The sequence below is a fragment of the Bacillus sp. RCC_6_1 genome (assembly GCF_041360755.1).
GTDB lineage: Bacteria > Bacillota > Bacilli > Bacillales > Bacillaceae_G > Bacillus_A > Bacillus_A cereus.
In genome coordinates, this window is sequence record NZ_JBFUPV010000008.1 from 62,648 (window position 1) to 83,932 (window position 21,285).

The following is a 21,285-nucleotide window of genomic DNA, read 5'->3' on the forward strand; positions in this document are numbered from 1 at the left end:
AGCTCCTGACGTAGAGGCGCTTTTTGCCTCGCAGGAAGGCGCGAAGCCACCGAACATTCTTGCCGCTGGAGCTGGATTTCATATAAAGCGGAAGCGGCTCGTTTAGAATGCGAGGGGGATAGAGCTCCTGACGTAGAGGCGCTTTTTGCCTCACAGGAAGGCGCGAAGCCACCGAACATTCTTGCCGCCGGAGCTGGATTTCATATAAAGCGGAAGCGGCTCGTTCAGAATGTGAGGGGGATGGAGCTCCTGACGTAGAGGCGCTTTTTGCCTCGCAGGAAGGCGCGAAGCCACCGAACATTCTTGCCGCTGGAGCTGGATTACTACAAAATTAAAAAACCGCCAATTGGCGGTTTTTTAATTTACCTTTTGCTCATTTTCCATTTCCCATAACTTTTCAAAAAATGGCTGTCCTTTTACGAGACGCTCGCATAATTGTTCATGCTTATCAGACCAGCCTGTTTTCGCTTCATCATACAGCTTAACCCAAATATCTTCAAATTCCATATGTTGAACCATTCCATATGCTGATGGATCCCACTCTGTGAACCAATAGCGAATTTCTGCTGTATTTTTCGTTGTATGTAATTGATCTAACGCCATAAATAATAATTGTTTTAGCTGTCTTTCTTTACGAGTCAAGCCATTCATAATGAAAGGCGATGGTGATAAAATGTGATGTTCTTTTTCTGTTTCTTCTACTTGGAACTCATACTTTTCTGCTTGTACGTTTTCTACCATCTCATATACCATCTGCTCTTGGCGTGGTATAAGTCTGCTTTTGCGAATTGGTACATTGTAACCAATTGTGTCAATCGCAATAATTCCTTTTCCATCTGTAACAACAAAGCAATACTCTTGCTGCAAACGTTCATGATTTTTACGAATATAAGCCTTATGATGTACGTCTTCCAGCATTTTTTGCGGAAGCTCTAACAATTCGTTCTCGATGTAATGATATAATGTGGCATCTACTTTTAATAATGGCACTTGATCTAATAGCTCAATCGTATCATCTTTCCGCCATTCGTAAAAATGACAAACGTTATACCCATTTTCTTCACCTTCAAACCAATTTACCCATACATCATGTAGATATAACATTCACTACCCCTCACTTCACTACTGTTTGTACCAATCATTATGTTCATTTTCGCTTAACTTTATTCCACTTGAGGAAATATATTCTAATTATTATTTTTTCTTCTATTAATACTAAAAAAACAGGAAATAGAACTCCTGTTTTTTTATATATGAAATGTACTTGCTTTATTCAATATTTCTTTTGCATCTATAGATAATAAAGAAAGTGTATCTTCTCCTTCCAAAGTTACACAATCTTTGACAATATGAAATCCAAGCGCATAGCCAAGCATCTTCGGATAAGAGTGAAAGCCATTTAATAAGATGTCATGTTCCCTTGTTCCTCGTTTTATACTTATTCTTTCATGTACAATATTTTTCCAATAATAAATAGCCTCTTCCTTTGAAAGATACGCCGTCCACGGTGCATTGTTTTTTTCTGTATACCTTTCTGTTACTGCTTGTTCAGCTAGCCCTTCCATAATCATCGTATCAAGTAATGTATATTCTGTTTCTTTCGTCTCAATTTGATGTAACCTGCATATGTGATGATATTCATGCGCTAATAACACTTTTAATTCTTCTACCGAATTCCGTCCACATACGAATAAGAAAATAACATGACGCATAGATAATCCAGCCCTACCGTTATACTCTTCTTGTACAGTTCGATTATAGGAATCTGATAATAAAATAAAGACAGGGACATCTGGACCTTTTAACCAGTTTTTCAGTTTATCATACTCCAGGCTCAATTCTTTCCAAATTTCCTTTTCCTCTAATTCTTTAATTTCCTTTTCTCCGCGCATGATCGGGCGATACATCCCTTTTGAAATTAAAAAGCGATACAACCTTTCTTTTGGCAACGGAATATACTTCGTAAATTTCTCACAAAGTTTTTCTGGCCGCCCATAATATAAATGTAGCCATTCAGCTGTTTCAACAATCCCCATCTTTATCCCTCCTTTTTCTTATGTATATGCTACAGGAGAAAAAGGCGTAAAAATAAATAAGGAGTTTTTTCGCAATATATTGCGAAAAAACTCCTTATTTCACCTATTATTTATACGATTTAAATACTAACACTGCGTTATGACCACCAAATCCTAATGAGTTACTTAATACTGCATTTACTTCTTGGTGTCTCGCTTGATTCGGTACGTAATCTAAGTCACATTCTGGATCTGGTGTCTCATAGTTAATTGTTGGCGGAATTACTCCGTCTGTAATTGATTTAATAGAGAAAATCGCTTCAACAGCACCAGCTGCTCCTAATAAGTGACCTGTCATTGATTTCGTTGAGCTAATCGCTACTTTATACGCGTGCTCACCGAAAGTTTCTTTAATTGCCATCGTTTCATATTTTTCATTCGCATCCGTACTTGTACCATGCGCATTAATGTAATCAATATCTTCTGGCTGTAGGCCTGCATCAGCTAAAGCTTGACGCATTGCACGCACTCCGCCTTCACCACCAGGAGCAGGCATTGTAATATGGAACGCATCTCCAGTTGCACCATAACCAGCAATTTCCGCGTAAATGTGAGCACCACGCGCTAATGCGTGCTCTAATTCTTCAAGAATTAGAATACCTGAGCCTTCACCCATTACAAAACCGCTACGGTTTTTATCAAATGGACGGCAAGCCGTTGCTGGGTCTTCATTAAATGTTAATGCTTTCGCTGAGCTAAATCCTGCGAATGCCATACTTGTTAGCGGTGCTTCTGCTCCGCCTGTAATCATTGCATCAGCATCACCACGCTGAATTGCTTTAAATGCATCACCAATTGAGTTTGCACCAGATGCACAAGCCGTTACAGAACAAGTGTTAATTCCTTTTGCTCCTGTTGCGATTGATACTTGACCTGCTGCCATATCCGGAATCATCATCGGTACGAAGAATGGGCTCACGCGGCGTGGGCCTTTCTCAGTAAAAATCTTAAATTGTTCTTCGTATGTTTCCATACCGCCAATACCTGATCCAATCCATACACCAATTCGAGGTCCGTTTTCTTCTGTAATTTCAAGCTTTGCATCTGCAACTGCCATTTTCGCTGCTGCTACTGCATATTGTGTAAAGCGGTCCATACGGCGCGCTTCTTTTTTATCAATATATTTCTCGACTTCAAAGTCGTTAATTTCCGCTGCTACTTTTGCTGGAAATAGTTCCGGATCAATTCTTGTAAGTCGTCCGATTCCAGATACACCCTTTTTAATGTTTTCCCATGCTGTTTCAACATCTGTTCCGACCGGTGTAACAGCTCCTAGTCCTGTAATTACGACCCTCTTTTTTTCCATACAAAATACACTCCTTTTTTTCTCTCAGTCCTTATTTACCCCAACGAAGAGCGACTGCTCCCCATGTTAATCCGCCACCAAAACCAACAAGTATAATTAAATCACCATCTTGAATACGTCCATTTTGCAATTCCTCTACCATTGCAATTGGAATTGAAGAAGCTGATGTATTACCAAACTTTTCAATTGTCATACTCATTTTTTCTTGTGGTAAATTTAATCTCTCTCTTGCAGATTCCATAATACGAATATTCGCTTGATGCGGTACTAAGAAATCCACATCCTCTTTTGTAAGACCAGCCTTATCTAAAACGCGAAGACAAGATTCACCAAGTTGACGAACGGCAAATTTAAAGACTTCTCTGCCATTCATCATAACATACTCGTCTTGATATAGATGCTTACCGCCGCTTCCGTCTGCTCCTAATTCGAAAGATAGAACGCCTCTTCCTTCTGAAACTGCTCCCATTACGATAGCACCGGCTCCGTCTCCAAATAATACCGCTGTATTTCGATCATTCCAGTCTACAATTTTAGATAGCTTATCACTACCAACTACTAATACGTTTTTATAAGTCCCCGTTTTAATAAATTGCTGCGCTGTAATCATTCCGTACATAAAGCCAGCGCATGCTGCACCTACATCCATTGCAGCTGCATGTTTCGCTCCAATCGCTTCTTGAATGACACAAGCTACTGCTGGAAACGCACGATCTGGTGTTACTGTCGCCACTAAAATAAGATCGATATCTTCTCCGCTAACCCCTGCATCTTCAAGTGCTTTTTTTGCAGCCTCTACGGCCATATATGAAGTATCTATTGTATCATCGGCAATGCGTCTTTCTGCAATTCCCGTTCTCGTACGAATCCATTCATCGGATGTATCCATTATTTTTTCTAAATCGTGATTTGTGACTACTTTTTCTGGCACATATCTTCCGATCCCTAAAATGCCCACGTTCACATCGCAGCCCTCCGTTTTATATCAATTATTATGACTTGGTACTAATTTTAAAACATAAATGTATTTTTGTCTAGAATATATTTCGCATAAAACAGAAAGCTAACGCATTATCCACTTTATTTTTCATTAAAAGAAACAGAATCATACCTTTTCGTGTTTCATTCCAAATAAAAAGGCCCGAACCGCTTCTACTCACGATTCGAGCCTCCCCTCCATCAAAAAAGAAGGATTTTATTCTTTATCTGCTTTCCCAAGCTCATAAGCCTCGTTCATAACTTTCATTAACAACTCTAACACCGGCTGTGCCTTCTCCATATCAAGTGCAATTCCATTATCATCTAAAATTGCCTTTGCTTCCGGTAAATGCTTCATTGCAATTTGTAAAAACTGCATGCTTTTTTCGTTCATATTATACTCTTCCTCTCCATTAAAACTTTCACATACAATAGTGTAACACGCGTACTACCCTTCGTATAACTCTTTATATTTTTTCATGTGTGCCAGTTGCTTATTTAAACCGTATTCTAACGGAGTATTTCTTTTTATTGAAATTACTTCGATAGCCTCATCTCTTACTTCGTTATTATTTTTATTTACTTTATCATCCGCGCGTAAAAGATTCATACCTTTTTCCCATAATGACTGTTTACCACTAAGTAAATTGTATATACCAAGATGCGCCCCGTTCGTTCCATGTTCCCATAAGTATTCACATACATCTTCAACGTAAAGTAAATCATTCCCCTTTTCCTCAATCGTACAACGCCACTCTTTTTCAACTAATTCTGATAAAATAAGCTGATGAAACATCATAAAGGACGGTTGCCACGGTCCATATAATGTTGGAACTCGAAATACACTATATTGTAAATTCCCTTTTTTCAATCCTTCTTCTACTTTCAAAAATAGGCGCTTATTTTCGGATTCATCTGTACTGCCTACTTCAATAGAAGAAATTAAATTTAACTTCACTTTTTGTTCTTCACACATTCTTATAATTCGCTTTAAATATTGTAATATGACTCTTTCATTCCGAAATCCACTTTGCTGATTTGGCTCATATAAGCAAAAATAAACAGTATCGAATCTCTCTTCCTCAACCGATCTCCATCCATCTTCATCTCTTATCGAATAATACGTAAATAACGCATTTCGCCCAATTAATAATAACTTCTCTTCATTAATTTTGGTCATACTATCGAATTCATCAAAATCAAGACCATAGACTTCCACTTCTTCTGCAATCATTTTATTTACAAGGTGATAACCTACAAACGTAAGTGCACCTATTATCAGCACGCGTTCCATACCACCAACCCTTTCCCTCTGAAACAAATAGCTCCTCATTTATGTATATGGGAGCTTCATAATTCTTCTTCATATTTTTTAAAGAAATCAGTCGTTTGCCTAACCATTTTATATTTCACATCTTGCAGATGGAACAAGACAGAAGTATCACATTGATTTAGTTGCCTCATTTTCTCATATCTACGCAACTGCTGTTTTCTTCCTCTTTTTTCTTGTGTTGATACGAAAATTTTAACAGGTACACAAGATGGAAGAAGCGTAAATGATTTCTTATTTATTTTTGATTCTAATTCTTCTTCTTTGGCATCATACGCCAAACTTAATTCCTTCACGAGTCTCTTGTAAAAAAATTTATGCTCTTTCTCAAAACTTACATATTCCGGTAAATCTAAACACGGATTTAGCATAACAACAGAACGAATACATTCAGGATATTTGTTCATCATTTCAAGTGCTACAAGCGCTCCCATACCATCTGCCATAATGTGCATTTTCGCATTTAACGTCTCTTTTCTCAAAACAACATCATATAAACGTTTTGCCAGACGAACAGATTGATCGTTTCCCCAATGTCTTCCGTATAAATTAGAGGAAAAGACCGTGTAGCCTTGTTCAATAAGACCATGTAAAAAATAAGATTTACCCGCATGTTGTGTCCATAAACTTGTACCATTCTCAATAAAGTAGTTATAATCACCGAGGAGCATAACAGAAAATCCATTTGGCTTCTCCGGTAAATAAATGACACATGGTTCTTTTTCTAAGTAAAAAAAACGTTCCGTAATACTCATTTTTCCCCCGCCTTATTTTCTAAACATATAAAAGTACTCTTTTATAATGTATGAACGGAATGCAAATTTGCGTTGAAAAATCTACAAATATTTTTCTATATTCTTTTTTCAATTGTGTTACAATAAGGACAGATTGAACGAATAGAGGTGTAAAATATGCGTTTCATTTGGGCATTAATTTGGTCGTTCTTACTTGTACATATGATGAGCTATGTAATCGGCTCTATGACTGGCGGTACATACGACTTTAACCAAGCGTCTATTTTCTCAGTTGTTCTTGCTGTGTTAGTACTAGCAATTTCAGCTGCAATTCCAAACGAGCCAGTAGAACAACACTAAAAAAAGAGTCCGGATTTTATCCGAACTCTTTTTTATTTTTATTTCACATGAACGACTAATTCGTTATTTTCTACATCAACAACTACGTGACTATTGTCAGTAATTGTTCCTGCAATTAATTCTCGTGCTAATTTCGTTTCCACTTGACGCTGTACGTATCGTTTTAATGGACGAGCTCCGTACATTGGGTCGAAACCAGCTTCCACAACAAATTCTTTTGCTGCATCTGTTAATTCTACTGTAATGTGACGGTCAGCTAGACGACCTTGTAGTTCTTTTACAATTTTATCAACAATGCTTTTAATTTCATTCGTTGTAAGAGGTTTGAATAAAATAATTTCATCAACACGGTTTAAAAATTCAGGGCGGAAATGTCCTCTTAATTGCCCCATTACAAGGTCTCTTGATTCCTCTTTAATCGAACCATCTTCTTCTAATCCATCTAGTAAATGAGCAGATCCGATATTTGAAGTCATAATAATAACTGTATTTTTAAAATCCACTGTACGACCTTGCGAATCTGTAATGCGTCCATCATCTAACATTTGTAATAAAATGTTGAATACTTCTGGATGTGCTTTTTCAATTTCATCTAATAAAACAACGGAATATGGTTTACGTCTTACCGCTTCTGTTAATTGACCGCCTTCCTCATATCCTACATATCCAGGAGGTGCACCAATTAAGCGTGACACTGCGTGTTTCTCCATATACTCAGACATGTCAATGCGAATCATTTGCTCTTCACTATCGAATAAAGACTGGGCTAGCGTTTTTGCAAGTTCTGTTTTACCAACACCTGTTGGTCCTAAGAAGATGAAAGAACCAATCGGGCGGTTCGGATCTTTAATACCAGCGCGAGCACGAAGAACTGCGTCTGACACTAAGCTTACTGCTTCCTCTTGTCCGATAACACGCTCTGATAAGATTTGCTCTAAGCGTAATAATTTCTCGCGTTCACCTTCCACGAGTTTCGCAACAGGAATACCCGTCCAGCGTGAAACAATATCTGCAATTTCTTCTTCACTTACTTCCTCACGTAATAAACGATTTTCTTGTTTATTATGCGCGCCCATTTCTTCCGCTTCTTTTAACTCTTTTTCAATTGCTGGAATTTTCCCGTGACGAAGTTCGGCTGCTTTATTTAAATCGTAATTACCTTCTGCTTCTTCTAATTCACGACGCAGACGTTCTAAATGTTCACGTAAGTCACGAACTTTGTGAATTTCTTCTTTTTCTTTCTCCCATTTCGCTCTCATACCACTTGCAACTTCTTTTAAATCCGATAATTCACGTTGCAATGTTTTTAGACGCTCTTGGCTACCACGATCCGTTTCTTTTCCAAGAGCCGCTTCTTCAATTTCCAGCTGCATAATGCGTCGCGTTACTTCATCTAATTCTGTCGGCATAGAATCAATTTCTGTACGAATTGTTGCACATGCTTCGTCAACAAGGTCAATTGCTTTATCAGGTAAGAAGCGATCTGAAATATATCGATCTGATAAAACTGACGCCGCTACAATCGCACGGTCATGAATATTTACACCGTGATAAATTTCAAAGCGTTCTTTTAATCCACGTAAAATTGAGATTGTATCTTCAACAGTTGGTTCTTCTGCTAATACTTGTTGGAAACGTCTTTCTAGTGCTGGATCTTTTTCAATATATTTGCGATATTCATCGAGCGTCGTCGCCCCGATACAATGCAGTTCACCACGCGCAAGCATCGGTTTTAACATATTTCCTGCATCCATCGCACCTTCTGTTTTACCAGCTCCAACTATTGTATGAAGTTCATCAATGAATAATAAAATGCGGCCCTCACTCTTTTTAATTTCATTTAATACAGCTTGCAGACGCTCTTCGAACTCACCACGGAATTTCGCACCTGCTACGAGCGCACTCATATCTAACGCAAAAATCGTTCTATCTTTCAATCCTTCAGGTACATCCTTTTTCACGATACGCTGTGCTAGCCCTTCAACGATTGCTGTTTTACCAACACCTGGCTCCCCAATTAAAACAGGATTGTTTTTCGTTTTACGTGAAAGAATACGAATTACACGTCGTATTTCACTATCACGGCCGATTACAGGATCAATTTTCCCTGCTCTCACTTCCGCCACTAAATCACGACCATATTTTTCTAACGCTTCATAAGTTGCTTCTGGATTTTGACTCGTCACTCTTTGATTCCCCCGAACTGTCATTAAAGACTGTAATAAGTTATCTTTCGTAATATGCAATCTTGTAAATAATTGATTTATATCGCCTTTTTCTTCAGAAAAAGCAAGCAACACATGTTCTACTGAAATGTAATCATCCTGCAGTTTTTCTGCTTCTTTCCCTGCTCTTACAAGCAGTTGTTGCAGAGCGCTCGTTACATACAATTTTCCAACTTCTGCACCGCTCCCCGTTACAGAAGGTTTCTTTTTAATTAAACTTTCAGCACCTTGCTTTAATGCTTCTATATCAACATTCATTTTTTGAAATATACGTACTGCTAATCCATCTTGCTCTTCTAATAATGCAAGTAATAGATGAACAGTATCCACCTCTTGGTGATGATGAGATACCGCTAAAGATTGGGCACTCATAATCGCCTCTTGTGTTTTTGTTGTCATTTGATTTAAGTCCATCTTTACAGCCCTCCAAAAGTTTGACTTTCTTTGACCTTTGATTTGATTATACGCCAACTGACTTTTTTATACAATAATTTTGCCTATGTATTTTCAAACTTATTATTTGAAAAAGAAAAAGAGAGCATTCATTATACTGTTAAAAATACGGTAAATGAAATTACAATGTGTAACGACAAAAAAGCCGCAATAATGATTGCGGCTTCTGTTACGGTTTTCTTTTATATGTCCACTGGCGGTTATGATTCGTGTTATCCGGAAACTTTTCACCGGCAGTTAATTTCACCATTTGCGGATCTTTCACCATACTTCCCGTTTCACCAATTTCTACGTAAATGCCATCATTCGGCGCTTTTTGTCCAGAACGAAACCTGCGATTTTGTCCCATCTTCATTCTCCTTCCATGACGTCTTGCCTCATTAGTATATCCATTTTAAAAGAAAGCTTTTCTGTCATGTTTAGGAAACAGTACTACATCTCATTCTTGTACATATATATGAATGACACAAGCGTAAGCAGGGATTTCTTTCCTACTTGTAGAAAAAAAAGAAACCAACCTACTCTAGGCTAGTTTCAAAGGAGAGTCAAACATATACGAGAAGATTACATGTTCATTATATGCCTCACCACACGAGCAATGTAACCCTTTTCACAATTTGTACATAATGAAAGAAACATTGTTTGAACTTTCTAAAAAGATGTTGACTTTTCTTAATTTCCAACGATAAATAGTAGACACCACAGCGCTTTGAGACGTAAGATGGATATATAGTGAAATTTCCATCTATGGTGATTTCACCGAGCCTAACCTCTTATTTCTGCATATTAAAAACGGAAATACAGATAGATACAAAAAAATTATTATAAGAGGTGAAATTATGAACAAACAACATTTAATCGCATTAGACTTAGACGGCACTTTATTAACAGACAACAAAATAATTTCCACTCGAACGAAACATACAATTGCAAAAGCAAAGGAACAGGGACATATTGTTGTTATTTCAACAGGACGTCCATTCCGTGCTAGTTACGATTACTATAAAGAACTTGATCTTAACACACCTATCGTAAACTTTAACGGCGCTTACGTACATCATCCTCTTGATTCAAACTGGGGAACACATCACTCTCCTCTTGAGCTAGCAACAGCGCAAGAAATTGTCCGAGCTTGCTTTGATTTTGGCGTAAAAAATATATACGCGGAAGTAATGGACGATGTGTATGTTCGTGAAATTGATGAAGATAAAAAACATATTTTCGAATTCGGCTCTCCTAAGATTTTTACCGGAGACTTATTAAATATTTTAAACGATCATCCAACTTGCTTATTAATTGACGCACATGACGAGCATTCTACTGCAATTCGTCAACATTTAACGGATATGCATGCGGAAGTAATCGACCATAGAAAATGGGGCGCACCTTGGCCGATTATTGAAATTGTGAAAAGCGGATTAAATAAAGCAGTTGGATTACAAAAAATTTCTAGTCATTACAACATTCCACAAGAGCGCATTATCGCTTTCGGTGATGAAGATAATGATTTTGAAATGATTGAATTTGCTGGTCATGGCATCGCAATGGGAAATGCCATCCCTGAATTAAAATCACTCGCAAACCATACGACGTTAACGAACGAAGAAGATGGTATTGCTTTATATTTAGAAGAGGTTCTTGGGTTGTAATCTAAAAATTCCCTACTTATAGTTTCCTGCCAAATGTCCATACTATAAGTAGACGCATGAGACATTGCGTCGATTGTTTTCAGCTAAATAAAGGGGGTTTTTCGAATGGGTAAAAAGAACAAATCAAAACGTTTTATCCAACAAGGAGCCGATGCTGTTATGAAGCATGATGCAAGATTCCCGTACAGAGGTACATTAGCTGAGGCAGAAAAAGCAAGAAGTAACTCTTCTTTTGGAGGGGTTTAAATGGGGAACTTACTATTCCAACAAGCTAGAGATGCCGTTGAAAATGCCGTATCTTGTTCAAGCGGTACTGAGCAACAAGATCTCGTGTATAGAGCAAAAAATGCTTTGCAATCCGCTTACGCAAACTCTTCAACTGCTGAAAAAGTTCAGCTCCGTGAAATGCAAGAGCAATTGCAAAACATTACGAATTTACATTAAAAAAGAGGACCAACTTTGGTCCTCTTTAATCTTTCCGAAACAATCCGAACACCCCAACTGTTTGCAGTATATTTGTAAATGCACCTGGGTCCACTTGTCTAATAATCCTCTCTAATTCGTATAACTCGTAACGGGTAATAACCATCATTAACATTTCTTTATTTTCATTCGTATAAGCACCTGTTGCTGGTATCGTTGTAATCCCTCTTACTAATCGCGAGTGAATCGCCTTTCTTACGTCTGCCCCATTCTTCGTAACAATTAATGCTGTAATCTTTACATGACGAGTATGAATTGCATCAATAATTCTCGTTGATACATATAAAGTCACTAGCGTATACAACGCTTTTTCCCATCCATATACATAGCCAGCAGCGATAATGATAATTGCATTAAAAAAGAAAAAGTATGTACCGACAGGCTTATCTTTTATTTTTGATAAAATCATGGCGATAATATCTAATCCACCTGTAGAAGCACCCCACTTTAAAGCAATCCCTACTCCAATTGCCGAAATAATCCCACCAAAAATCGCATTTAATATGATATCATTCGAAACCGCTCTAACAGGGATGATTTCTAGAAACAGAGTCATAAATATAACACAAAGAAAACTAAAAAAGGTGAAGGCCTTTCCAACCTTTTTCCACGCTAAAATAACGACAGGAATATTAAATAAGCTAAACAATACTCCCGTAGATATGTGAATCGATAAAAAATCACCTAATATTTGCGATAATAATTGAGACAATCCAGCAAAGCCGCTCGCATACACTTTTGCTGGTGTTAAAAATAAATTCATCCCAATCGCGTTTAATAAACCTGCGATGATTACAACGATTAACTTCTTTATAAGTTCAGTATAATTCAACTTCAAATCCATTTCGAATCCACCTTTACCCTTCATAAATGCACCGCTATACATAGTCTTTACGAAAAAGGAAATGATAAACGTACAACGTTTAGAAATGGAGTTGATACATATGCCACATACGAGTGATAACGACAAAAAAGCACGCGATAATAACGCAAAACGCACACAAAAAAATGAGCAAGAGCAAAAAAATATTCAGCAAGGTAAACGTGCATACTCTAAAAAGACCGATCACCTTTGATTCCATCGTACATCAACAATTATGTTGATGTACTTTTTTACATTTTAAAGGAAAAAAACATTAAAAATTCACTTCATGTTCACTTCTATATTCTACAATAGCGATAACATATTCGGATGAGGTGTTGGCATGAGAGGGAAACATATTTTCATTATTACTGCACTAATAAGTATATTGATGTTATCTGCTTGCGGACAAAAAAACGGCTCAGCTACAGTCGCTACAGCAACAGACTCGACCATTACAAAGGATAACTTCGAAAAACAATTGAAAGATCGTTACGGAAAAGACATGCTATACGAAATGATGGCACAAGACGTCATCACAAAAAAATATAAAGTATCTGATGAAGAGGTAAATAAAGAAGTAGAAAAGGTAAAAAAACAATATGGAGATCAATTCAAAAAAGTATTAGAAAATAATGGTTTAAAAGATGAAGAGGATTTTAAAAATCAAATTAAGTTCAAACTTGCTATGAATGAAGCGATTAAGAAAAGCATTACAGAGAAAGACGTAAAAGACCACTATAAGCCAGAAATTAAAGCGAGTCACATTTTAGTAAGTGACGAAAATGAAGCGAAAGAAATAAAGAGTAAACTAGATGCTGGTGCTTCATTTGAAGAATTAGCAAAACAAGAATCACAAGATCTACTATCAAAAGATAAAGGCGGAGACCTTGGATACTTCAATTCAGGTACAATGGCTCCTGAATTCGAAACGGCTGCCTACAAACTAAATGTTGGACAAATTAGCAATCCCGTAAAATCATCAAACGGTTATCACGTTATTAAATTAACTGATAAAAAAGATTTAAAACCTTACGATGAGGTAAAAAACTCTATTCGCAAAAACTTAGAGGAAGAACGTACTGCTGATCCTGTATTCAGCAAAAAATTGTTACAAGAGGAATTAAAAAAGGCAAATATTAAAATAAATGATAGTGATTTGAAAGATACATTTACTCTTGTTTCTCCGCAAGGAAATTAAAAAAAGCACACCCTTATCTTTTTAGATAAGGGTGTGCTTTTTAATCTTTCATCTTATTTCTTAAAGTACGTCCAACCTTCTTCTTGGTAAACCTTTTCTTCTTTCATCAACTTACCAAGTGCGCGCTTAAATGCAGCTTTACTCATGTTAAAGCGTTCTTTAATATCTTCTGGATGGCTCTTATCCCAAAACGGCATTGCTCCGCCTCGTTCTTCCATATATGCATAAATTACTGCAGCATCATCTTCCATTCCTTCTTCTTTACGAGGAAGAAGTGAAATGTTAATTGTACCGTCATCTTTTACGTCAATAATACGGCCCGTTACACGCTGACCGATGCGGACTTGTTCTTTTCTTTCTGTATGGTGTAGGAAAGCACGGAAATGCTCATCCGTTAGTATGAATGAACCAACTTGAAGTGAACGATATACACGTCCGTTTACGTTTTTATTACGCATAGATGGCGTTGCATCTACGATAATTTCTTGCATATCACTGTCTCTTGCCGGAAGAGCAATTAAACGATCACGATTCGTTAATTTTAACGTACAATATAATTCGTCGCCTACTTCTGGCCATACCGGCATATAAATCGGGAACTCATCAGCTGGAATTAGTATATCTTTTGACACACCAATATCAACAAACACACCTAAACTAGGAATAACTTCTACAACCTTTACCCAGTTCCAATCATAAGTTGTAATAATCGGTTCCTTCATTGTTGCTGAAATACGATTTTGGTGATCAAGGTATAAGAATACATCAATCGTATCGCCTTCTTCAATTTCTCCAGCCACTTCGTTTTTATGTAGGAAAATTTCTTCTTCTTCATTCCCAACCATATATCCGATTTCCGTTTCGCGTAAAACAGTTACCTGTTCAATCGATCCTATTTGCAAATACATATTTTTTAATTCCCTTCTATATATATAAAATTATCTTTTTTATCATTCCAAACAAAAGTTAATTATAACATGATTTTTCCTATATTTGTCCAACTGCCCAAAATTCACTATAATAAAATGAGGTTACATGAATATAAGTACGAAAACACTTAAGTCTAGACTCGTTTTCAGCTATACTTTAGTATGTACAGTACATAAAAAGATTAGAAATTTATTTGGAGGTGCTAACTATGGCAAAAGATAGTTCTTTTGACATCGTTTCGAAAGTAGAATTACCTGAAGTAACAAACGCAATTAATATCGCATTAAAAGAAATCCAAAACCGATATGACTTTAAAGGAAGTAAAAGTGATATTAAATTAGAAAAAGAAGTACTTGTTTTAACTTCTGATGACGAGTTTAAATTAGAGCAAGTAAAAGACGTTCTTATCTCTAAACTTGTAAAACGTAACGTTCCAATTAAGAACTTAGATTACGGAAAAGTTGAAGCTGCAACTGGCAACACTGTTCGCCAACGCGCAACACTTCAACAAGGTATCGATAAAGATAACGCGAAAAAAATTAACAACATCATTAAAGAAATGAAATTAAAAGTAAAAACACAAGTACAAGATGATCAAGTACGTGTTACAGCAAAAAGCCGTGATGACTTACAAGCAGTAATCGCAGCTGTTCGTAGCGCTGATTTACCAATCGACGTACAGTTCATTAACTACCGCTAAAAAGAAAACTCCTCTTAATTAGAGGAGTTTTCTTTTTTGTCTTGTAGAGACAATATTACGAGAACAAACTATAGAAAAAGGTATATGCGGTGAAAATCGCTAAGTGAACAGAGTCTAACCATACGCATACTTTACAAGTGACCGTATGATTAAACTAGGCCTTATTGTAGAATTTGTTTTATACATGTATTTAGCAGACCTTATTGAAAATAAGAAAAAGACACCTCAAGACGTTTCCCCCTTCGATTTGAATTACTTTTCTTAGTAACTACACCCTAGACCAAAGTCATCTTAAAAATCGCTGTAACTCATAATTCCTCCCCCCGCCAAAACGTAACAATTTATGAGTATAAGAATATTTCCCAACCTTTAATGTATTGTAAAATTAATAAGGAACTTAAAAAATGTTAATTAAAAAAGAGTTAGAAGTGGTTATATGAAGAAATTAATACTATGGTTTTTATTGGCCACATTCTCCCTAAATACTGTAGGATGTTCTAATAATGCGAATTCACTAACGGATAAGTCTAACTGTATCAACAAAGCTTGGTACAAAAAAACTATGTCATGTAATCATTTAAAAAAACATTAAATAGTTAATGATAAAAGTCATAAAAAAAGACACCTCAAAGCGCCTTCCTCCGACTTGAACCATCTTAATTTTAATTATATTTGGATGGAGTTAAAAAGAAGCATAAATGGTTAATAAAGATGCAGACTTCAAAATAAAAAGTACACTAAGTAAACTCTTATTCAAAAATTTATATTAAACACTAATATTTTAGAAGAAAGTTTATAAGTTTAGAACCTACAGGGATTTTCCCTGTAGGTTCTATTATATTTCAAGTAATCCCCAAATGAATTATGAGTGACTTTTTTCATTTTGGTTTTCAAAATATTTTTCTTCAACCATTTTTATCAGATTTTCTTTTTCTGTTAGTTCAAATATAAATAATGCTTTTTTCATGTTATTTGCAATATCTTCTTCATTCTGTTGTTTAAATCTTAATAAATTCCATCCCTTTAAATAGTAAAGTTCACCTAATAAGTATAAAGTATTTAGATTAATAGCTAATTTGACTTTGTGAACATATTCCATGACATAATTCGGATTGTGATATATTTTTTTTAATTCTAAGCTCTTTAATGGTAATACCCAAATCGTAAAATTCCATTTTCCACCTACTATTTAGCACTGTATTAGTATAAGAGTATTCTCTAACTTTTAATGTAATGTAAAATCAATATAGTTACAATTATTGATTGCTTCAAAGATTTTTCCCTATCGGTGCTAACACAAAAAACAGGTTAGGAAGAACATCCCCTTCCTAACCTGGCCCTCCTCTCACTAGGGACGTTTTCATTCTCACATCGTTTCTCTTAAGAAATTTCATATCAACAGAATAAATACTATCGCGCCACCGAACAAACTTACATATACAATAAGAAGACATGAACATAGAGCCAGCAACTTCTCATCTACGTTTCCTTTTAACTGCAATTAAAAACGCAATAAATAATACATTCACACCAACGATTAAGGAGATAAATAACCAATTCACACCTGTTTCTCCGTTAACTTTATACACGTTTGATTCTTCACGCTTTAAAACGAGATAAAATTTTCCGTTTTCCTCTCTTATAATTTCATCCTGCAACAATCCTCTTAACTCTTGTTTTTCACCAATTGCACTTGCAGGTAAGGAGACTTTTTGTGTTTCTTTCGTATTATTAATTGCTACTAAAGTTACTTCATCTTTATATTTTCGTTTTAGTATGCTCATCCCGCTCTTATCATACAGAAGCTCAAACGTACCGCGTCGTAAAGACGGTCTCGCCTGCCTAAGTTCACCTAGTTTTGTTATGTGCTGCATAAATTTTTCGTCTGACTTAAAATCCATTAATCGTCTATTATCGGGTACACTTCCTCCATCTAATGCAATTTCAGTTCCGTAATAAAAATTCGGAATTCCAGGTGATGTTAACAAATAAGTAAGCGCCAGTTTTAAACGTGATGGCGGATAATACATATTTTCTTTTGCAATACGCGCATATCTTTTTGTTTCTTGATCATCTAAAAACGTAACAAATTCCCCTTCTTTTTTACTCACATCGTATAACGATTTCACCGATACATCCGCTTTGGAAAACGATTCTACTATTTTTTCGTTGTATTCGCTATCCTCCTTTGTCATAATACGAAAATCTTTCTTTATCACTTGCATATCTTTTTGCGCGTTATCCCAAAAGGAACGCGGCTTTTTTTCACTATGTATAACATAGCTTCCGTCTAAATCAACTTCTTTTATCCACCATTTCATTGCGTCAATTACCTGTCGTTCGTTTTCTCCAAGTGGAAATTGAAATACAACTTTCATTCCTTTTGCATGAACTTCTTTTACAAGTTCTTTCACATCATTGTCTGTCCCGAAATGTTCATTTACCTTTTTAAAATTTCGCACGTCTAATCCATCGTACTTTCCACTTTCAAAAAGTGGCGAAAGCATAACGGTAGTAAAACCCATTTCTTTTATGTAATCCAACCTTTTTATAATTCCTCTTATATCCCCGCCTTGATACCCTTCTAAATTACCAACTTCTAATTGTTTGTCATTTTTCGGTTCTCCATTATTGAAGCGATCAATCATAATGGAGTATATAACTTCATCTTTCCACTCTCTTTTTTCGTCTGCAAAAGTATGTATTGGTACAAACAAAACAAAAGCTAAGCAAAAACAAATGAATAGTTTCCTAGTCCGTATTTTTCCCACACGCATCCCCCAAGTTTTTAATTGTAAGAATATTATACCAATTATCCAAGTGAAACGCATATGTCGATTTCAATCCTCACAAAATAATATATGTTACATTTTCTAACATCACGTATATATTTTTCTGAATTTTTAGTTGATTTTTAATTTCTTTTCGAATATGATATGAAACATAACAAAACGATGTTATTTTTTCTAACATTATAGGAGGAGAGCTCATGAATATGGGAGATACAGTTTTTATGTTTGTGACGACAGTAATGGTCATGTTGATGACACCAGGATTGGCACTTTTTTATGGAGGTATGGTTCGCAGCAAAAACGTACTCAGTACAACGATGCATAGTTATAGCGCAATGGCTATCGTTTCGATTCAATGGATTGTTATCGGCTATTCTTTATCATTCGGACCAGATTGGCACGGGCTTATCGGTACACTTGATTGGTTCGGTCTAAACGGAGTTACCTACGCACCAAATCCAGACTACTCATCTACTATTCCTCACAATTTATTCATGATGTTTCAACTCATGTTCGCCATTTTAACTCCAGCTTTAATTTCAGGTGCATTTGCTGAAAGAATGCGATTTTCTGCCTTTCTTATTTTTATCCTTCTATGGACAACAATCGTTTACAATCCTGTCGCTCATTGGGTATGGGGCGTCGGTGGGTGGCTAAGGGAACTTGGCGCCCTAGACTTCGCTGGCGGAAACGTCGTTCACATCACTTCCGGAGTTGCTGGTCTTGTATTAGCTATTTTCCTTGGAAAACGAAAAAACATAAATGGTTCTTCTCCTCACCATTTGCCATTTACAATGTTAGGCGCAGGTTTATTATGGTTTGGCTGGTTCGGCTTTAACGTCGGCAGCGCATTATCCTTAAACGACGTAGCGTTAACTGCATTTATTAATACAAATATAGCCGCCGCTGCCTCGGCTCTAACTTGGATGCTTTCTGAATGGTTCTTCCAATCAAAACCGACCGCAATGGGAGCTGCTTGCGGAGTTGTTTCTGGTCTAGTCGCTATTACACCAGCTTGCGGGTTCGTTACACCTTTCTCCGCCCTTCTTATCGGAGCAATTGGTGGCATATTATGCTTTGGCGCCGTTTTCTTCTTAAAAACAAAATTCGGTTATGACGATACACTTGATGCCTTTGGATGCCACGGCATCGGAGGAACTTGGGGCGGTATTGCAACAGGACTATTTGCAACTACTGCCGTAAACGGGGATGGTGCGAACGGATTGTTTTACGGAAACGCCGCGTTACTGTTTAAACAACTTATAGCGATTGGCGCAACATATGCATTCACAATCATCATGACGTATGCCATTATTAAAGCGATCAACTTCTTCCTCCCTGTTCGAGTAGATGAACATGAAGAACACATGGGTCTTGATATTTCAATGCATGGTGAGAAGGCTTATGAACATGCAGAGCGAGCAAACTAAAAAAGAGATGCAATCTATCGATAGTAGATTGCATCTCTTTTTTGCGCACCGGGCAACATACCCCACCTAGTATAACCGGAAATATATTAACGGTTTTTTGGATATATCAACGATTTTTCAAATATATCGATTGTTTCTTTCAATATATCAACGGTTCGACACAACATATCGATTTACCAACAAATTCCGACATGTTTTACATGCGAAATACCCCACATAACTTTATACAAAAAAGACGACCGAAGCCCGGTCGTCTTTTCCTATTTATTTCGGAGCATTTCCTACATATTGCGTAATATCAACATTTAATGCCTGTGCTAAACGCATACCGTATTCTTGATCTGCACGGAAGAAGTTACAAACAGCTAATAATTTTGTGCGTTCATTTACGTCTTTTAGATCATTTGTTAAGTTTGCAATTAAGTTATCTTGCTCTTCTTTAGAGAATGAACGGTAACGCTCACCTGCTTGTTTGAAGTCATTTGGTTTCTCAATTTTTTCACGAGATACATAGCCTTCTACTTTCATAGTTGAATCGCGGTAAGTTTTATCTTCAACTGGATTCTCTGCATGACGACTCGGTTCGTAGTTGATTGTAGATGGGTTTTGATTCACTTGCATCGCACCATCACGTTGTTGATTATGAACAGCTGCGTATGGGCAGTTTACAGGAATTTGTAAGTAATTTGCACCAAGACGATAACGCTGTGTATCTGGGTAAGAGAATAAACGACCTTGTAATAATTTATCTTCCGATGGCTCAATACCATTTACAGTTGCACTTGGAGAGAACGCTACTTGCTCTACTTCTGCAAAGAAGTTTTTCGGATTACGATTTAACGTCATTGTCCCTACTTCCCTTAATGGGAAGCGATCTTCTGGCCATACTTTCGTTGGATCTAGTGGATCAAAGTCTAAAGAGTCCATTTCATCTAATTGCATAACTTGTACGTGTAAATCCCATTTTGGGTAATTTCCTTTTTCGATTGCATCGAACAAGTCACGAGTTGCATGATTGAAGTCTTTCCCTTGTACTTCTTGCACTTCTTTCGCATTTAAGTTACGTACACCTTGCTGTGGTTTCCAGTGGTATTTAATATAAACAATTTTGCCTTCTTCATTAATCCATTTAAATGAATGGACGCCGAAACCTTCCATTTCACGATAGCTTGCTGGTGTACCGTAATCAGAAAATACCCATGTCATCATATGTGTAGATTCTGGACTTAACGTCATGAAATCCCAATAACGATCTGGCGTTTGAATATTCGTATCAGGTGCTGGTTTTAAGGAATGTACCATATCAGGGAATTTAATTGCATCACGAATGAAGAAAACTGGTAAATGATTACCTACGATATCGTAGTTTCCTTCTTCTGTATAAAATTTAACAGCAAACCCACGTGGGTCACGTGCTGTTTCAGGAGAACCTTGACCATGAATAACCGTTGAAAAACGAACAAATACAGGCGTTTCAGTTCCTTCATTTTGTAAAAATGCTGCTTTCGTATATTGCTTCATACTATTTTTCGTTACGAATACACCGTGAGCACCTGCACCACGTGCATGCACAACACGCTCCGGAATACGTTCACGATCAAAGTGCGCAAGTTTTTCTACTAAATGATAGTCTTCTAATAATACTGGTCCACGACGACCAGCTGTACGAGAATTTTGGTTGTCTCCAACTGGAGCACCTTGGTTTGTTGTTAAGCGATTATTTGGATTCATCTAGGGGGATCCTCCTCTTTCTTTCGTAGTAATCATTATTTATTTA

21 protein-coding genes and 1 pseudogene are annotated in these 21,285 nt (G+C 36.7%); 8 read left to right on the top strand and 14 right to left on the bottom strand.

Annotated elements, in window-relative coordinates; translation table 11 throughout:
• Positions 1 to 357: 357 nt before the first annotated feature.
• From AB6801_RS20870 to AB6801_RS20900, 7 genes are all read right to left on the bottom strand, one after another.
• Entirely contained in the window at positions 358 to 1,104 is a 747-nt protein-coding gene (locus tag AB6801_RS20870) for a YjbA family protein (RefSeq protein ID WP_000966128.1), read from the bottom strand.
• Between the two features lie 143 nt (positions 1,105 to 1,247).
• Positions 1,248 to 2,036, bottom strand: coding sequence for a DUF2268 domain-containing putative Zn-dependent protease (locus AB6801_RS20875; RefSeq protein ID WP_000513275.1), 789 nt, complete (start codon positions 2,034 to 2,036; stop codon positions 1,248 to 1,250).
• A 106-nt stretch (positions 2,037 to 2,142) separates the two neighbouring features.
• Positions 2,143 to 3,381 (bottom strand): beta-ketoacyl-ACP synthase II, encoded by a 1,239-nt coding sequence (gene fabF, locus AB6801_RS20880; protein WP_000412656.1) that lies wholly within the window; start codon positions 3,379 to 3,381, stop codon positions 2,143 to 2,145.
• 31 nt (positions 3,382 to 3,412) lie between these two features.
• Positions 3,413 to 4,345 carry a beta-ketoacyl-ACP synthase III gene (fabH, locus tag AB6801_RS20885; RefSeq protein ID WP_001100532.1) on the bottom strand — a complete coding sequence of 311 codons (933 nt, stop codon included), beginning with the start codon at positions 4,343 to 4,345 and terminating at the stop codon, positions 3,413 to 3,415.
• A gap of 231 nt (positions 4,346 to 4,576) precedes the next feature.
• Positions 4,577 to 4,753, bottom strand: a complete 177-nt coding sequence (locus AB6801_RS20890; protein WP_001986215.1) for a ComZ family protein — start codon at positions 4,751 to 4,753, stop codon at positions 4,577 to 4,579.
• Between the two features lie 54 nt (positions 4,754 to 4,807).
• On the bottom strand, positions 4,808 to 5,680 hold the full coding sequence (locus AB6801_RS20895) for an NAD-dependent epimerase/dehydratase family protein (RefSeq protein WP_002102826.1): 873 nt from the start codon (positions 5,678 to 5,680) through the stop codon (positions 4,808 to 4,810).
• 29 nt (positions 5,681 to 5,709) lie between these two features.
• Positions 5,710 to 6,444 carry a lipase family protein gene (locus AB6801_RS20900; RefSeq protein WP_000028691.1) on the bottom strand — a complete coding sequence of 245 codons (735 nt, stop codon included), beginning with the start codon at positions 6,442 to 6,444 and terminating at the stop codon, positions 5,710 to 5,712.
• Between the two features lie 156 nt (positions 6,445 to 6,600).
• On the opposite strand from AB6801_RS20900, the gene AB6801_RS20905 reads away from it, so the two are divergent.
• Entirely contained in the window at positions 6,601 to 6,783 is a 183-nt protein-coding gene (locus AB6801_RS20905; protein WP_001211116.1) for a YjzD family protein, read from the top strand.
• 38 nt (positions 6,784 to 6,821) lie between these two features.
• Here AB6801_RS20905 and clpB read toward each other — a convergent pair whose 3' ends face one another.
• Positions 6,822 to 9,422 carry an ATP-dependent chaperone ClpB gene (clpB, locus tag AB6801_RS20910; protein WP_000365404.1) on the bottom strand — a complete coding sequence of 867 codons (2,601 nt, stop codon included), beginning with the start codon at positions 9,420 to 9,422 and terminating at the stop codon, positions 6,822 to 6,824.
• 208 nt (positions 9,423 to 9,630) lie between these two features.
• Positions 9,631 to 9,810 (bottom strand): YjzC family protein, encoded by a 180-nt coding sequence (locus AB6801_RS20915; RefSeq protein ID WP_000531421.1) that lies wholly within the window; start codon positions 9,808 to 9,810, stop codon positions 9,631 to 9,633.
• Between the two features lie 490 nt (positions 9,811 to 10,300).
• Between AB6801_RS20915 and AB6801_RS20920 the strand changes: the two genes are divergently transcribed.
• From AB6801_RS20920 to AB6801_RS20930, 3 genes are all read left to right on the top strand, one after another.
• Positions 10,301 to 11,110 carry a Cof-type HAD-IIB family hydrolase gene (locus AB6801_RS20920; RefSeq protein WP_001041232.1) on the top strand — a complete coding sequence of 270 codons (810 nt, stop codon included), beginning with the start codon at positions 10,301 to 10,303 and terminating at the stop codon, positions 11,108 to 11,110.
• Positions 11,111 to 11,215: 105 nt separating this feature from the next.
• Positions 11,216 to 11,356 (top strand): hypothetical protein, encoded by a 141-nt coding sequence (locus AB6801_RS20925; RefSeq protein ID WP_000516816.1) that lies wholly within the window; start codon positions 11,216 to 11,218, stop codon positions 11,354 to 11,356.
• Entirely contained in the window at positions 11,357 to 11,554 is a 198-nt protein-coding gene (locus AB6801_RS20930) for a DUF3813 domain-containing protein (RefSeq protein WP_000527407.1), read from the top strand.
• A gap of 25 nt (positions 11,555 to 11,579) precedes the next feature.
• On the opposite strand, the gene AB6801_RS20935 is transcribed toward AB6801_RS20930, so the two are convergent.
• A complete protein-coding gene (locus tag AB6801_RS20935; protein WP_000364432.1) occupies positions 11,580 to 12,437 on the bottom strand; it encodes a YitT family protein in 858 nt (285 codons plus the stop codon).
• 100 nt (positions 12,438 to 12,537) lie between these two features.
• On the opposite strand from AB6801_RS20935, the gene AB6801_RS20940 reads away from it, so the two are divergent.
• Complete coding sequence (locus AB6801_RS20940) at positions 12,538 to 12,669, top strand: DUF3941 domain-containing protein (protein ID WP_001120851.1); 132 nt, start codon at positions 12,538 to 12,540, stop codon at positions 12,667 to 12,669.
• A gap of 129 nt (positions 12,670 to 12,798) precedes the next feature.
• Complete coding sequence (prsA, locus tag AB6801_RS20945) at positions 12,799 to 13,656, top strand: peptidylprolyl isomerase PrsA (RefSeq protein ID WP_001214216.1); 858 nt, start codon at positions 12,799 to 12,801, stop codon at positions 13,654 to 13,656.
• Between the two features lie 53 nt (positions 13,657 to 13,709).
• On the opposite strand, the gene AB6801_RS20950 is transcribed toward prsA, so the two are convergent.
• The gene (locus AB6801_RS20950) at positions 13,710 to 14,564 is read right to left on the bottom strand and encodes a CvfB family protein (protein WP_000281260.1); all 855 of its coding nucleotides are present in this window, start codon (positions 14,562 to 14,564) and stop codon (positions 13,710 to 13,712) included.
• 230 nt (positions 14,565 to 14,794) lie between these two features.
• Between AB6801_RS20950 and AB6801_RS20955 the strand changes: the two genes are divergently transcribed.
• The gene (locus AB6801_RS20955) at positions 14,795 to 15,286 is read left to right on the top strand and encodes a YajQ family cyclic di-GMP-binding protein (RefSeq protein ID WP_001040149.1); all 492 of its coding nucleotides are present in this window, start codon (positions 14,795 to 14,797) and stop codon (positions 15,284 to 15,286) included.
• 862 nt (positions 15,287 to 16,148) lie between these two features.
• On the opposite strand, the pseudogene AB6801_RS20960 reads toward AB6801_RS20955, so the two are convergent.
• Positions 16,149 to 16,370: pseudogene (locus AB6801_RS20960) on the bottom strand (hypothetical protein); the annotation flags it as partial.
• A gap of 391 nt (positions 16,371 to 16,761) precedes the next feature.
• The gene (locus AB6801_RS20965) at positions 16,762 to 18,117 is read right to left on the bottom strand and encodes an alpha-amylase family glycosyl hydrolase (RefSeq protein WP_114555783.1); all 1,356 of its coding nucleotides are present in this window, start codon (positions 18,115 to 18,117) and stop codon (positions 16,762 to 16,764) included.
• 158 nt (positions 18,118 to 18,275) lie between these two features.
• Between AB6801_RS20965 and AB6801_RS20970 the strand changes: the two genes are divergently transcribed.
• Entirely contained in the window at positions 18,276 to 19,508 is a 1,233-nt protein-coding gene (locus tag AB6801_RS20970) for an ammonium transporter (protein ID WP_097998879.1), read from the top strand.
• Positions 19,509 to 19,772: 264 nt separating this feature from the next.
• Here the strand turns inward: AB6801_RS20970 and katB are convergent, their stop codons facing one another.
• Positions 19,773 to 21,239 carry a catalase KatB gene (gene katB, locus AB6801_RS20975; RefSeq protein WP_097998878.1) on the bottom strand — a complete coding sequence of 489 codons (1,467 nt, stop codon included), beginning with the start codon at positions 21,237 to 21,239 and terminating at the stop codon, positions 19,773 to 19,775.
• Positions 21,240 to 21,285: the final 46 nt, after the last annotated feature.